Source organism: Nocardia alba NBRC 108234 (assembly GCF_001612665.1).
Taxonomy (GTDB): Bacteria; Actinomycetota; Actinomycetes; order Mycobacteriales; family Mycobacteriaceae; genus Nocardia; species Nocardia alba.
In genome coordinates this window covers 160658-177371 of the sequence record NZ_BDAX01000002.1, presented here as the reverse complement: position 1 = coordinate 177371, position 16714 = coordinate 160658, and the positions used below count along the sequence as shown (strand labels likewise).

General features: G+C 69.4%; 1 protein-coding gene. It reads right to left on the bottom strand.

Annotated elements, in window-relative coordinates; all coding sequences use genetic code 11:
* Window positions 1-76: 76 nt before the first annotated feature.
* Entirely contained in the window at window positions 77-16501 is a 16425-nt protein-coding gene (locus NA12_RS02495) for a non-ribosomal peptide synthetase (protein ID WP_067445507.1), read from the bottom strand.
* Window positions 16502-16714 lie beyond the last annotated feature (213 nt).

Sequence of the window (16714 nt, the reverse complement as noted above, 5' to 3'; positions counted from 1 at the left end):
CAAGAGTGATCTGGGTCACTCGATGTGCTTCGGCTGCCGGGCACGTCGATACCGCCTGTTCGGCGGCGGGTTTCGCCTAGCCCAGCTCTTTTCTCAACGTGGCGGCGATGACGGCGAGGGCGTGGTCTTCGGTCATGCGCCAGTGGGTCGCGTCGACCTGGTGATTGTCGACCGCGCCGGTCACCACCGCGGACCAGGACGACGCTGTGGTGGTTCCGGTCGGATCATCCTGGGACGCCGTGAAATAGGTGATCGTGCCGTCGAAACGGCGGGGAGAGTAGGCGGCGTCGAGGGCGACCGAGGTGATCGCCGCGTCGACGATGCGGTCGACGCGGGCGGGGTCGACCGATGTTCCCGGGGCGGAGAGTTCGACCAGTGTCCGGGCGAGTCGGTGGACGTCGATCGGCTGCGCGAGATCCACCTCGTCGGTGCCCACGAACCCGCCGAGCAGGTCGGCGGCGGACACGGTGGTCGCGACAGCGGTCGCGGCCGAGGACAGGGTGCTGTCGAGCATGGCCAGCATCGCGACCTCCTCGCCGTCTTCCTGCAATTGCACTGCCATGGCATGCGCGATGACACCGCCCAGGGACCAACCGAGCAGGTGGTACGGGCCTTCGGCCTGCACCGCGCGAATCTCCTTCAGGTAGCGCAGCGCCCATTGCTCGATCGAATCCGGTAGGGGTTCGGTCGAACTCAGCGCCGGTGACTGCAGGCCGTAGAGCGGGCGGTCGAGGTGGGCCGCGAGACCGCTGAACGACCAGGCGATACCGCTGATGGGGTGGACGCAGAACAGTGGTGCGCCCGTGCCTTCGGTACGCAGAGGCAGCAGGATGTCGTACGCGGCGTCGGTGCCCGCGCTGTCGGTGCCCTCGGCGCGCAACGCCGCGACGATGCCCGCCGGGGTGGGCGTGGTGAAGATCCAGGTGACGGGAACGGTCGCCGCCGTCGCGGTGCTGAGCTGAGCCGACAGGCGGGTGGCGCTCAGCGAGGTTCCGCCGAGCTCGAAGAAGTGATCGTCCATGCCGACTGAATCCAGGCGCAGGACGTCGGCGAAAATCCCGGCGACGGTGTGCTCGATGGCGGTGTCCGGGGCCCGGTAGGCGCGGGTGAGGAGTTCGGGAGCGGGCAGGGCGGCCCGATCGAGTTTGCCGGTGTGGGTCAGCGGGACTTCGTCGAGGACCATCATCGTGGTCGCGACCATGTGCGCGGGCAGCGCCCGGGTTGCCCACTGCGTGAGGCTGTCCACGTCGACGTCGTGACCGTGCGCGGCCACCACGTAGGACACCAGGACGGTTTCCCCGGCCTGGTTCTCACGGCCGACGGTAACAGCGAAACCGACATCGGGGTGGGCGCCCAGCACGGCGTCGATCTCTTCGAGTTCGATGCGGAAGCCACGGATCTTGAGCTGGAAGTCGGTGCGGCCGCGGTATTCGAGTTCGCCGTCCGCGCGCCAGGCGGCGAGGTCGCCGGTGCGGTACAGGCGGGTGCCCGCGTGGAACGGGTTGGCCACGAAACGTTCGGCGGTGAGGTCGGGGCGAGCCAGGTAACCGGTGGCCAGCTGGACCCCCGCGAGGTACAGCTCACCCGGGACGCCGACGGGGACCGGGCGCAGTCGCGCGTCCAGGACGTAGACCTGACTGTTCCAGACCGGGGAGCCGATCGCGACCGTGCTCGCGTCGGTGTCGCGTACACGGTGGCCGGTGATCGAGACCGCGGCCTCGGTAGGGCCGTAGACGTTGAACAGCGCGGTGTGCGGGGCCGCGGTGGTGAACCGGCGGGCCAGCGCGACCGGCAGGGTCTCGCCGATGGCCAGGACGCGGCGCAGTGACGACGGGAGTCCCTCGGTGACCAGGAGGTCGAGCATCGACGGCACCACATGCAGGGTCGTCACCTCCTCGCGACGCATCAGCTCGGCGAGATAGGCCGGATCCCGGTGGCCGTCGCGTGCGGCCAGGACCAACCTGCCGCCGCAGATCGCCGCGGACCAGAACTCCCAGACCGACAGGTCGAACGTCGCCGCGGTCTTGAGAAGCACCACATCCTGGGCTGTAAGACCGAATTCGGTTTTCTTCCAACGCAATTGGTTGACGATCGCGGTGTGCGAGACGGCGACGCCCTTCGGACGGCCCGTCGATCCCGACGTGAAGATCACATAGGCGGTGTCCGCGGGACGCAAGGGTGCGCGGCGGTCACGGTCGGTGATCGGGGCCGGGCTGTAGCCGTCGAGGTCGATCTGCTCGATGTGTCGAACATCGGGTGTCGCGCGGTCCGCGCCGAGCCAGGCGTCGGCGTCGGTAAGTACCAGCAGCGGGGCGGCCGTGTCCAGGATGTGGTCGGTGCGCGATCGAGGGTGATCGGGATCGATCGGGACGTAGGCGCCGCCCGCGACACTCACCGCGTACATCGCCACGACCAGGTCGATCGATCGCGCCATCGCCAGTGCCACCCGGGTTTCCGGGCCGACGCCCGCGGCGATGAGATAGCGGGCCAACCGGTTGACGCGCTCATCGAGCGCGGCGTAGGTCAGCCCGATGTCGTCGGCGACGAGAGCGAGGGCATCCGGGGTCCGGGAGACGGTGGCATCGAACAGCGATGCCAGGGTGGCGCCGGGATCCGTTTGTCGCGCTGTGTGGTTCCAGGTGTCGAGGATCTGGGCACGTTCGGCGGGGGCGAGCAGGTCGACGGTGTGCAGCGGTGCGCCGGGGTCGGTGATCACCGTGGTGATCAGGCGGGTGAGTCGGGCGAGGAAACCTTCGACGGTGGCCGCGTCGAACAGGTCGGTGGCGAAGGTGCAGTAGCCGGTGATGCCCGCGGGCGAACCCTGCGCGGTGTAACGGTCGGCCAGGATCAGGTGCAGGTCGAACTGGGACAGTTCACGGTCGAGCTCCACCGACGCCACGCTCATACCGGGCAGGTCCATGGGCGCCTGCGCCAGGTTCTGGAACGACAGTCCGACCTGGAACAGGGGGTGGCGGGCGGTGGAGCGGGCCGGGTTGAGGACTTCCACCAGCCGTTCGAACGGGATGTCGGCGTTGGCGAACGCGGCCAGGTCGGTATCGCGTTGGCGGATCAGCTGTTCGGCGAAGCTCGCGCCCGCGTCGACACGGGTGCGCAAGACCAGGGTGTTGACGAACATCCCGATCAGGTCGTCGAGCGCGGCGTCGCCCCGGCCCGCGACCGGCGTCCCGATGGCGATATCGGTGGTGCCCGACAGCTCGGCCAGTACCACCGCGAGGGCGGTGTGCACGGCCATGAACAGGGTGGCGCCGTGGGTTCGGGCCAGTTCGGCCATGGCCGCGTGGGTAGCGGTGTCGAGGGTGAACGGAACTCGCCCACCCGCAGCGGACTGGATCGCCGGTCGCGGCCGGTCGCGGGGTAGTTCGAGCTGGTCGGGCAGTTCGGCCAGCGCGTGCTGCCAGTAGGTGAGCTGGGCGGCCGCCATCGAGGTGGGGTCGGTGTCGTCACCGAGCAGGGTGTGCTGCCAGATCGCGTAGTCGGCGTATTGCACGGGCAGCGGCGCCCAGGCGGGGGGTTGCTGTTGTGCGCGTGCGGTGTAGGCGACGACGAGATCGCGGGTGAGCGGACCGCCGGAGAAGCCGTCACCGGCGATGTGGTGCACCGCCATCGCCAGCACGTGCTCGTCGGGTCCGACCTCGAACAGGGTCGCGCGCAGGGGCACTTCGCGGGTGACATCGAAGACGGTCGAAACCAGCTCTGTCACAACGGTTGTCAGGTGCTCGCGGGCGACCGCGGTGACGTTCAGGCGCGGCAGTTCCGGATGCTCCACCGGCAGCACGATCTGGGCCGGCGTCTGATCCACGGTCGGGTAGATCGTGCGCAGGATCTCGTGGCGTGCGACGAGATCGGTGAACGCCCGCACCATCGCCTCGGTGTCGAGCGCGCCGGTGAGACGGAGCACGACCGGGATCGTGTACGCGGCGGTGGCGGCGTCGAAGCGGTTGAGGAACCACATGCGCTGCTGGGCGGGCGAGAGGGGAATGCGAGCCGGGCGCGGGCTCGCTCGCAAAGCGGGGCGACGGGCCGCACGAGCCAAACCGGCGATCTCGCGGGCGCATTCGGCGACGGTGGGTGCGGCGAACAGCACGCGCACCGGCACCCGGATATCGACCGCGGCACCGATTCGCGCGGTCAGCCGGGTGGCGAGCAGCGAGTTCCCGCCCAGATCGAAGAAGTTGTCGTCGGCGCCGACCCGTTCGGCGCCGAGCACCTCGGCGAACACCGCGGCGACTGTTCGTTCCAGCCCGGCCGCGGGCTCACGGTAGGTGCGCGTCGCGAATTCCGGTGCGGGAAGGGCATTTCGGTCGATCTTCCCGGCCGCCGAGAGCGGAACGTGGTCCACCACGACGACAGCGGACGGGACCATGTGCGCGGGCAACACCGACGCGGACCACCGCGTGATGGCGGCGGGGTCGAGCTGACGGCCCATCACATACGAGACGAGCACGGTGTCACCGGCGGGATTGCGCGCGCCGAGAGTCAGCGCGAAACTCACCTGCGGATGGCGCGACAGCACAGCGTCGATCTCGCCGGGCTCGATGCGGAAACCGCGGATCTTGATCTGGAAGTCGGTGCGGCCCAGGTATTCCAGCTCATAGGTGTCGCCGTGCACCCAGCGGACGAGGTCGCCGGTGCGGTACATGCGTGTGCCGAGGTCCGCCCACGGGCAGGCGACGAAACGATCCGCGGTGGCGGCGGCGCGGCCACGGTACCCGCGTGCGAGTGCGGGACCGGCCAGGTAGAGCTCACCGGTGGCACCCACCGGCACCGGGTGCAGACGGGCGTCGAGGACCACGGCGCGCAAGCCGGGGACGGGGCGACCGATCGTGACCCGGTCGCCGGCCCGCAGCGTCGAATAGGTCGCGCCGATGGTGGTCTCGGTGGGGCCGTAGCCGTTGAGGAAGCTGCGGCCGGGTTGCCAGGCGGCGAGCAGTTCGGCGGTGGTGGCTTCGCCGCCCGCCGAAACGCAGCGCAGGTCGGGCAGCGCTGTCGGGTCCAGCGTGCCCAGCAGGGCGGGGGTGATGATCGTGTGCGTCACCTGTTCGGTGCGCAACAGGTCGTCGAGGTCGGCGCCGCCCAGGGTGTCCGGTGGCGCGATGACCAGGGTGGCGCCGCGATGGAACGCGGTGGCGAGTTCCTCGATCGACTGGTCGAAGCTGGGCGAGCAGACGTGGAGCATGCGGTGGTCGTGACGCAGGCGCATCAGGGCCGCCGAGTGGGTGATCAGGGCGCCGAGTCCCGCATGGGTGACCGAGACGCCCTTGGGTGTGCCGGTGGAGCCCGAGGTGTAGATCACGTAGGCGATATTGTCGCCACGCAGGGGGGCGCGGCGGTCGCGATCGCGGACCGGAGTCGACGAACCGGCCGCGATACGAGCCCGGACGGCCGGGTCGTCGAGGGACAGCCAGCGCAGCGATCCGGGCAGGACGTTCGCCTGGGCCCCGACGGTGAGCCCGATCGTCGCGCCGGAGTCGGTGAGCATGTGGCGGACCCGGTCTTCGGGGTAGTTCGGGTCGACCGGCAGGTACACCCCACCCGCTTTGGCGATGGCCCAGAACGCGAGAATCGACGCATAGGAGCGCGGGATCGCCGAGGCGACGACCGTCTCCGGGCCGATTCCCTCAGCGATCAGGACCCGGGCCAGGCGTGCGGAATCGGCGTCGAGGGTGCCGTAGGTGTAGGTGTTCGTCTTGTCGCGCACGGCGATTCGATGCTGGCCGTAGCCGGTGCCGCGCATGAGCAACTCGGGCAGTGTGGTGGTGGTCGGCGGGGTCGTGCCGTCGCCGAGGTGGGTCAAGAAGGTGTACTCGGCGTGATCGGACAGCGGCAGGTCGCCCGCCGGAGTCCGCGGATCGGCGGCGATCGCGGTGAGCAACCGGACCAGACGCCGAACGAAGGTGTCGGCGGCGTTGTCGTCGAAAACGGTTCGGGCGAAAGATATCTCGATCGCGGTGCGCGAGGTGGTCTCGACCACCGTCACCGAGAGTTCGGCGTCCTCATCGGGCCGCGAAACGGCCTCGGTCTTCGCCGTCGCGGGAACGGGATCCTGCGAAAGGCCGACATCGGACCGCAGTTGCACCGACACCTGTCCCAGCGCACGGGGCTCCACGCCGAGCAGCACGGCGAAGTCCGCGAGCGGGATTCCGGCATGAGCCAGCGCCAGGGTCTGGGCCTGGTGTGCCCGCGTGAGCAGCTCGAGCACGGGCACCGCCAGATCGATCTCGCTGCGCAGCAACAGATCCGGAGCGTAGGTCGTGACAACGATGTCGTCGGAGGCCGTGAGTCGAGCGAGCAGGACCGCCACGGCCGTGCGGATCAACGACTGCCGGCTCACGTTCACGGTGTCGGCGAGTTCGTGGAGGTCTCGGGCCACCGTCGCCGGGATGGTCGATCGGACACGACCGCGCTTCGCCTCGATGCCGCTGTCCGCGTGTCCACTCCGTGCGCGGTCGGGGCAGGCACCGACAAGGTCGTCGGATTGTGGGACGAAGTGGTCGGTCGGCAGGGCCAGGCGGGCCGGCAGGTCGGCCAAGGTCCGACGCCAGAAGCGGGATCGGGTGATCGGGTCGGCCGGATCGCCGGCGAGCTGGTCGACGATGCTGGCCACGGGCGTACTCGGGGTCGCGATGAGGCTGTCGATGGCGCTGCGGAGGCGGTCGGTGAGAGCGCGGGCCACCGACTCGGAGACGAGGTCGCGGCGGTACTTGATCTGCACCTGGGTGCGGGCGCCGAGGAAAACCAGAACCGTGACCGGGTAGTGGGTGTGGTCGGCGCCGCGTAGGTCGTCGATGCTCAGGTTGTCGAGCGCACCACCGGCCTGTTGCAGACCCTCGACATCGACAGGGTAGGACTCGAAAGCGAGCATGGTGTCGAAGAGTTCGCCGAGCCCCGCGACGCGCTGGATCGCGCCGAGGCCGAGATGGTGGTGATCGAGCAGCGAAGCCTGCTCGGTTTGGACGGCGCGGATCAGCGCGCCGACGGTGGCCGCCGGGTCGAGACGCACCCGCACCGGGACCGCGTCGACGAACAGCCCGATCATGTCGCCGACGCCGTCGAGCTGCGGCGGGCGCCCGGACACGGTCGCACCGAACACGACATCGTCGCGCGCGGTGCTCGCGGCGACGACCAGGCCCCAGGCTGTTTGGAACACGGTGTTCGCGGTCACCTCGGCGGCCGCGGCGAAGGCGGTCAGTGTGTGAGTCCGCGCGGTGTCGAGTTCGAACTCGCACAGACCGTAGCCGTGGTCGGTCGCGGGCGGCCAGGTCAGCTCGGGGGCGAGCATCGTCGGCGTTACCCCGTCGAGCATCCGCGACCACGCGCGCTCGGCGACAGTGCGGTCCTGGCGGGTGAGCCACTCGAGGTAGTCGCGGTAGGGGCGCACCGGTGCGAGCGCGGAGGCGTCGCCGTGGGTGGCGTAGAGGACGAGTAGTTCCTTCATCAGCAGCGGCATGGACCAGCCGTCGACGAGGATGTGATGGCCGGTCAGCACGAGGTGGCTGTGCCCGGAACCGGTGGTATACACCGTGAATCGCAGCAGCGGTGCGATCGCGGGATCGAAACCGGCCCGCTGATCGGCGGCGAGCAAGGCAGGCAGTTCGGCGTCGGTGGTCTCGACGAGGTGAAACGGTGCTTCGACGATGTCGCAGACCAGCTGGACCGGGGTGCCGTCGGGGGTGGTGACGAAGGCCGCGCGCAGGTTGGCGTGGCGGTGCAGCACGGTCGCGGCGGCCCGGCGCAGCCGGTCGGTGTCGAGCTCGCCGGTCAGTTCGGCCATGAGCTGGATGACATAGGCGTGTACCGACTCGTCGAGCATGTCGCCCAGGGCGAGTAGTGAGTGCTGCAACGGGGACAGCGGAAGCACATCCGACAGGCCGGGATGGGTGGTGCGCCAGGTGTTCAGGTCGTTTTGCGACACCCGAACCAGCGCGACGTCGGACGGAGTCAGTCCGCCCGCGCACGGATGGTGGGTGTGCTCGGCCAGCGCGGTCAGCCAGCCTGTCCAGTCGTCGGCCAGCTCCTCGACCTCGGACTCGGACAGGATGCCGGTGGCATAGCGGAAGTCCGCTCGCAGTCGCAGGCCGGTGTCCGTGCTCACCGCGATCACATTGATGTCGAGGACGGTGTGCGCGGGCAGGTCGGGGTCGTACTCGACCTCGATGTCGCCGAGGTCGGCGGTGGGCAGCCACGCGGTGTCGCCGGTGGGCTCGGCGGCGGTGGTCGCGCGCCCCAGGTAGTTGAAGCCGATTTGACCGATGCTGCCGGACAACAGGTTTCGTGTGTCCGGGTTCCGACGCAGCACACCGAACCCGATGCCGTGGTCGGGCACGGCCCTGAGCTGTTCTTTGACGGTGCGCATCGTCGCGGCCAGCGCCTGGTCGTCGAAGACCGCGGGCGTGATCGCGCCCAGGTCGACAACGACGGGATAGACGGTGGTGAACCAACCGACAGTGCGGGTCAGGTCCGCGCCGGGAACGGCGTCCTCCTGACGGCCGTGACCTTCGAGCCGTAGTCGCAGGGTCGTGGCATCGACACCGCGGCGGGCCCGCCAGACTCGCACGGCCAAGGCCAGCGCGGCGAGCAGCGCATGGTCGGTGCCTGCCCGGTATTGCGCGGGCAACGTCGTGAGCAGGGGTTCGGTGACCTCGGCCGGGATCTGCACGGTGATCGACCGCATCGACGCTTCGGTGTCGAGACGGCTGTCGATCGCGCGGGCGCCCAGCAACGGGTCCGGGGTGGCCAGGGCCGCTCGCCAATGGTCGAGTTCGGCGCTGCGATCAGCGGCGGCGAGTCCGTGCGCCCACCGGCGAAACGACGTCCCCACCGGCGGCAGGGCGATCGGACGACCCGCGACGTGCTGGGACCAGGCCACGACCAGGTCGGGCAGCAGGATTCGCCAGGAGACACCGTCGATGACGTAGTGGTGCGCGGCGACCGCGAGCACATCGCGAGCACCGTGCCTGCGGATCCAGGTGAACGCGATCATCCGGGCCGCGGCAGGGTCCAGTGCCGCGAGTGCCGAATCCATCGCGGCGGTGCCGATTCGGGTCAGTTCGTCCGAGGTGATCGCCGCGGCGGAGTCGATCTCGGTGAGCAGGCAATCCACGTCGACGGTGTGGGGCGCCAAGACTTCGAGCTGCCAATCGTCACTGTCTCGGTGCAGGCGCGCGCGCAGCATGTCGTGGTGGCGCAGGACCGCGGCGAGGGTGGCGAGAAGACCGGCGCGGTCGATGTCGTCGGGCAGCGCCAACACCATGGTCTGCGCGAAACGGTCACTCGAACCGGTGGTCAGGAAATCCGCCAGCACCGGCGTCAACGCCACATCGCCGAGACCGCCGCCCGGCAGTTCCGCCAGGACCGGCGACCCCGGGCTGTCGAGCGCGGCGATATCGGACAGCTTCGCCACAGTGCGGTGCTCGAACACGTCGCGGGTGGTGAACACCAGGCCCGCCGCGCGGGCCAGCGACACCAACTGGATCGACAGGATGCTGTCGCCACCGATCGCGAAGAACGAATCGTGCGCGCCGACCTGCGCTACGCCCAGAACCCGGGCGAACAGCTCGGCCAGCAGGGTCTGCCGCGCACCCGTCGGTGCCGCGGCGGGGGCGATCGTGAGGACCGGTTCGGGCAGGGCGTTGCGGTCGAGTTTGCCGTTGGAAGTCAGGGGCAGGGCGTCCAGAACCACGATCGCCGACGGCACCGCGTGCGCGGCCAAGCGTTCACCGGCATAGACGGTCAGAGCGTGGGGGTCGGCCGCATGACCCTGTGCCGCGAGGACATAGGACACCAGCGTGGTCGAACCGGTGGGGCCCGGACGTCCCACCGTCACCGCGAACTCGACATCGGGGTGAGCGACGAGCACCGCATCGACCTCACCCGGCTCGATCCGGAAACCGCGCACCTTCAACTGGCTGTCGACGCGCCCACGGTAGTCGAGGTCGCCGGTGGCGCGCAGGCGCACCAGGTCGCCGGTGCGGTACATCCGGGCACCGGGCGCACCCCACGGGTCCGCGACGAATCTCGCCGAGGTCGTCGTCGGCTGATCGCGGTAGCCGCGTGCCAACGCGCGGCCGGTCAGATAGAGCTCGCCGGTGACACCCGGCGCGACCGGGTGCAGGCGCGCATCGAGAATCATCGCGTGCGTGCCGGGCACCGGCGTGCCGATCGTGATCGGTTGTCCGACAGTGAGTTCGGCATAGGAGGAGATGATCGTGGTCTCGGTGGGGCCGTACCCGTTGAGGTAGCGGCGGCCGGGCTGCCACGTCGCGAGCAGCTCCGCGGTGGTCACGTCACCACCGACGGACACCGATGCCAGCGCGCGCAGACCGGCCGGGTCGAGCGTGCCCAGGACCGCGGGGGTGATGATGGCGTGGGTGACGGACTCGGCGGCCAGCAGGTCCGCGAGGTCGATCCCGCCCGCGATCTCGGCCGCGACGACCACCAACGTCGCGCCGGTGCTGAACGCGCACAGCCATTCGAGGACAGAAGGATCGAACCAGGGCGCGCAGATATGCAGGAAACGGTGCTCGGACTCGAGCCGGTAGCGGCGGACCGCCTCCTCGACCAACGGCGCCAGACCGGTGTGGGTCACGGTGACGCCCTTGGGTAGACCCGTGGAACCGGAGGTGTAAATGAGATAGGCGGGGTGCTCGATGCGCAGCGGCGAGACACGGTCGGCATCGGTGATCGGCGTCGAGGGGTGGGTGGTGCCGGCCCGGTCGAGGTCGTCGACTGTCAGCCAGGTCAGCTCGTCGGGGAGGTCTTCGAGGTGCGCGGCGGCGGTGATGCCGAGTATCGCGCCCGAGTCGCAGACCAGGTGCCGGAGGCGATGCGCGGGGTTACGCGGGTCCATCGGCACATACGTTCCACCCGCCGCCGCGATGGCGAGCGCGGCCGCGACCATGTCGTAGGACCGGGGAAGGGCAACGGCGACAGCGACTTCGGGGCCGACCCCGTGCGCGATCAGTACGCGCGCCCATCGGGCGGTCCGCTCGGTCAGTTCGCCATAGGTGATCGAACGGCCCTCGTGCCGGACGGCGATCCGGTCGGGGCCCAGCGCGTTGCCGCGGGCGATCAGATCGGGCAGCAGTGCGGTGTCGGTGTCCGCGGTCCGCGCGGTGAGGGTCGCGTGTTCCTCGGTGCTGAGGATCGTGAGGTCGCCGACCGCGGACTCGGGGTGTTCGAGCGCCGCTGTCAGCAGGCGAAGCAGGCGTTGCGCGAACACGTCGACCGTAGCTCGGTCGAAAAGCGCACTCGCGTAGACGAATTCGGCGGCGATGGCACCGGCCGGGTCGTCGTTGACGGTACGTCCCGCTGCCACGAAAGACAGCTGGTGGTCAGCCGCGGCGCCCGATCGTCGATCGTCACCGTCGACGCGGGCGCGCAGCGAAAGCACGAGATCGCGCTCCACGGCAGCCACCGTCGAGCATTCCTCCGACATCAGCGCAACCCGCAGCGGCCGAGATGTCTCGCCGACAGCTCGGGTGCTCGAGATCTCCTCCGGCAGCCCGGTTCGTGCGAAAGCACGCCGGGCGACCGTGCTCGCCTCGGCCAGCAGCGCCTCGACCGAGGTGGCACGGCGCACCGGAAGCCGCAACACCAGGCGGGCAGCGGGGGACAGCGGGCACGGGGTGTCGATCGCGACATCTTCGGTGTCGGCCAGCCGAGCCAGCAGCACCGCGAAAACCGCGTGCACCAGGCTGAACACGGTCGTGTCCCGGGAATCGGCGAAATCGCGCATGCGGCAATGCAGTTCGGCGGGGATCTCGAAGCGGACGCGGGCATCGGCCGACACGGGGCTCGCTGGGCGCGCGCGGTCTGCCGGGAGGTGCAGCTGCGCGGGCAGGTCCGCCAGAACCGAACGCCAGTAGCTCGCCTGCGCGATCACGTCATCGCTGCGATCGAGCCGGTCCAGCAGCTGCGCGGCGGTCTGATCGGGGGCACGCAGGAACGCGTCGAGGGTGGCCCGGAGGCGGTCCGTGAGCGCCTGCGCGATGCCCGCGTCGACCAGATCGCGGCGGTACTGCACGCCGACGCGGATACCCTCGCCCACCTCGACGCCGACAGCCACCGGATAGTGCGTGGCATTGGCGGCGCGAACGCCGACGATCTCGAGACCGTCGAGAGAACTCTGCGCGTGCCGCATCCCCTCGGTATCGACAGGGTAGGACTCGTAGGCCATGAGCGTGTCGAACAGCTCGCCGGTGCCCGCGGCCCGCTGGATCTCGGCCAAGCCGAGGTGATGGCCGTCGAGCACAGCGATCTGCTCGGCCTGCAACTGCGACAACATGTTTCGCAGCGGCGCGGACCCGTGGAAACGGACACGAACGGGAACGGTGTTCGCGAAGAGCCCGACCATCTCGTCGACGCCGTCCAGCTGCGGCGGACGACCCGAGACGACCGCACCGAACACGACGTCGTCGTGGCCGAACGCCCCTGCCAGCACCACACCCCAGGCCGCCTGGAACAGGGTGTTGACCGTGACGTCGTTGGCCGCGGCGCAGGCCGCCAACTCCGCGGCCTCGCCCGGTGACAGCTCGACGGTGCACATCCCGTGGCCCTCGACCTGCGCGGTCGGCGGCGCGAGCGCGGCGGTCAACAGGGTCGGCGTGTGCCCGGCCATGGCCGCGCGCCAACCGCGCAACGCGGCGGAACGGTCCTGGCGCGCGAGCCAGGCGAGATAGTCACGGTAGGGGCGTGCCTGTGGCAGTGCCACCGGTGCGCCGTCGGTGGCGTAGCACAGCAACAGTTCCCGCATCAGCAACGGCATCGACCAGCCGTCGACCAGCAGGTGATGCGCGGTCAACACCAGGTGCATGCCCTCGGCGCGGCGGTACAGCGTGAAGCGCAACAGCGGCGCCACGGACAGCTCGAAACCCACCTTTGCCTGCGCGGTGAGGAACTCGTCGGCATCGGCGCACTCGGTGTCGACGATCTGCCACGGCACCGTCACCCCCTCGGCTACGAAACCGACCGGTGTGCCCGCCGCCGACGATCCGAAAGCCGTGCGCAGAATCGCGTGACGGTCCAGCACCGCTTGCGCCGCTCGTCGCAGACGGTCGCTGTCGACCGCGCCGGTGAGTTCGACAGCGAGCTGGACCAGATACGGGTCGGCCGCCGACACCTGAGCCAGGAACAGCAGACCGAGTTGCAGGGGCGCCAACGGCACCACATCGGTCAACTGCGGGCGTTCGCGATGCCAGGAATCCAGTTCTGCCTGGGTGACCTGCACCAGCGGCACATCGGAAGGGGAGAGGCCACCCGCTGCCGGATCGCGCAGATGCTCGGCGAGGATCGCCAAGGCCGCGGTCCAGCACTCGGCCAGTTCCCGTACCGACGCCTCGTCGATGATGCCGGCGGCGTAGGAGAACGACGCGCGCAGTGTCAGGCCGGCCTCGCCGCTGACGGCCAGAGCATTGATGTCGACGACGGCGGCAGCGGGCAGATCGGGGTCTTGTTCGGCGACCGGCTCACCCCAGCCGGCGGTCGGCAACCAACTGTGGTCGGCATCGCCCGCGGTGATACGTCCCAGATAGTTGAAGCCGATCTGGCCCAGGGTGCCGTCGAGCCGCGGTGCCGATTCCGGGTCGAGATGGCGCAGCATGCCGAACCCGATGCCCCGGTCCGGCACCGCGCGCAGCTGTTCCTTGACGGCCTTCACGACCGCGGCCGCGGCGTGGCCACCGTGCCAGGCGGCGTCGCCCTCGACCTCGCTCAGATCGAGAGCGACCGGATACATGCTGGTGAACCAGCCGACCGTGCGGGTCAGGTCAGCGCCGTCGACCGCGGATTGTTCCCGGCCGTGGCCTTCTAGCCGGACGCGTGTGGCGGGCGCGTCGACACCACGTCGGTCCCGCCACATACGCGTGGCCATGGCCAAGGCTGCGAGCAAGCCGTCCTCGGCGCCACCGCGATACCGGGCGGGCAGGTCTGTCAGGATCGCCTGGGTGATGTCGACGGACACCTCGACGCTGATGGTCCGCACCGTCGACGCGGTATCGCGGGAGTCGAGCCGACGTGCACCGAGCAGCGGGTCGGGCACCGCCAGGGTTCGCCGCCAGTAGTCGAGTTCCGCGCGCCTGCCCGTCGCGGCGTCGGTCAGCCCGTGCGCCCACCGACGAAACGACGTACCGACCGGCGGCAGGACCACTCGCCGACCGGCCTGGGCCCACGCGGCGACCAAGTCCGACAACAGGATTCGCCACGACACACCGTCGATCACCGCGTGGTTGGCCGCGACCACCAACCCGTCGGGGCCGTCGGCCCTGGCCAGCCACGCGAACCCGATCATCCGATACGCCAGCGGATCCAGCGACGCGAGCACAGCGTCCATCGCGGCATCGGCGACCTCACCGAGCCCGGCGGTGCCCGCCGCGACATCCACGCGCACGAGCAGCTCACCCACATCCACCGCGCCCGGCGCCAGGGTGTGCAACTCCCACCGCCCGTCGACCTGACGCAGCCCGGACCGCAGCATGTCGTGGTGATCGATCACCGCGGTGAGCGCGTCCACCAGGCCATGTCGATCGATACCGTCGGGCAAAGCCAGGACCATCTGCTGGGTGAACCGGCCGAACACCCGCCCACCGGCCAGCGAAGCGGCCAGCACCGGCGTCAACGGCACCTCGCCCACCCCACCACCCGGCAGTTCGGCCAGTGTGGGCGCGGACTCGGCACCCAACACCGCCACCCGCGCCAACCCGGCGACCGTCCGGTGCTCGAACACCGCCTGCGGGGTGAACGAGATCCCGGCGTTGCGCGCTCGCGACACGAGCTGGATGGACAGGATGCTGTCGCCACCGGCGGCGAAGAACGAATCCTCGGCACCGATCCGCTCCACACCCAGGATCTGCGTGAACAGCTCGGCAAGGGCGACCTCGACCGGACCTTCGGGCGCCCGCGAACCGACAGCCCCGAAAACCGGTGCGGGCAGGGCGTTGCGGTCGAGTTTGCCGTTGGAGGTCAGCGGGATCTCGTCGAGGATCATCACGACGGTCGGCACCATATGGCCAGGCAAAGAGGTGCTGACGAAGCGAACCACCGCGTCGGTGTCGATCGACACACCTTGCCGGGCAAGCACATACGACACCAGCACGGTCGCACCCGAATCGGCTTTCGTGCCCAGCGTAACCGCGTAGTCGATGTCGGGATGGGCGGTGAGCGCGGCGTCGATCTCACCGAGTTCGACGCGAAAACCCCGGATCTTGACCTGGAAATCAGAACGGCCGAGGTACTCGAAATCGCCGTCGACGGTGCGCCGCACCAGATCGCCGGTCCGATACATGCGCGAATCGGTGAACGGTGAGGCGACGAAACGTTCGGCGGTGAGCGCGGGCCTGCCCCGGTAACTCTGAGCCAGCGCGGGCCCGAACAGATAGAGCTCACCCACCACGCCCGCCGGAACCGGACGCAAACGCGAATCCAGCACTGTCGCACCGACTCCGGCGAAAGCCGTACCGATCGTGATGGGCTGCCCGGGTCGAAGGTCGGTGGTACCGGTGGCGAGGATGGTCGCCTCGGTCGGGCCGTAGCCGTTGAAGAAGGCGCGGTCCACGGCCCAGCGCTCGACCAGGGTCGGACCGAACGCGTCACCCGCGACGACCACGACACTCAGCGACTCCAGGCCGTGCGCGTCGACAGATTCCAACGCGGCCGGGGTGATCAACAGATGGGTCACCCCTTCGCGCCGGAGCAACTCGGCGAGTTCGGGGCCGCCGAACACCGTCGACGGTGCGACCACCAGCGTGGCACCGGCGTTGAATGTCACCAGCAGCTCGAGCACCGAGACGTCGAAATTCGGTGAGCACACGTGCAGGACACGGTCACCTTCGTCGACCGAATAGCGTTCCCTCGCCGCCGCGACCAACCCACCCAGACCGGTGTGGGTCACGACGACACCCTTGGGACGGCCGGTAGAACCGGAGGTGTAGATGACATAGGCCGGGTGCTGATCGGTCAGCGGACGTACGCGGTCGAGATAGGAGATCGGGTAAGCGGGGTGCGCGGTGACGCGCTCGTGCTGGGCAGGTGCGTCGAGTTCGAACCACTCGACCGAATCACCCAGCTTCTCCCGATGCGCCGTCCCGGTGAGTCCGAGGATCGCGCCGGAGTCCGCGAGCAGAAAGGCGATCCGCTCGGCGGGCAGCGCCGGATCGACCGGGACGTAGGCGGCGCCGGTCTTGGCCACCGCCCACACCGCCGCCACCGATTCGATCGAGCGGGTGAACCCGAGCGCGACGAGATCGCCGGGGCCGATCCCGCGCCCGATCAGGTCTCTGGCCAGTTGCGACGAGTACTCGTCGAGCTGGGTATAGGTGAGTTCGCGGCGTTCCCCGTCGACGGAGGTAGCGGACACGGCGACGACGTCACCCGCGATATCGACCGCCGCGGTCAGCAGCTGGGTGAAGAGGGGAGTACTCGACTTCCGGTTGCCTCGACCGCGCGGCGCACGACGAACTTCACGTGGAGAGGTGCGCGCTTCACGCATTCGAGTACAACATCCTTCAGCTAACCGGCCCACAGCTCTGCGATGACCCACGAACCCTGTCGGATTCGGCCTACCTGGGCGGACCTGTGTCGAACAAGCAAGAAGGAGTCGATATCGGGGCGTTCGGCGACCATGACATCACATGTCACGCTGTCACGACCACCTGACCAGTTTGTTTGTCGGCGCCGAGACCGAATCCGCCCGGAATTTGTG

Coding starts and splice junctions, on each gene's coding strand:
- NA12_RS02495 (WP_067445507.1), bottom strand. CDS start 16,501: ATGCGTGAAGCGCGCACCTCTCCACGTGAAGTTCGTCGTGCGCCGCGC.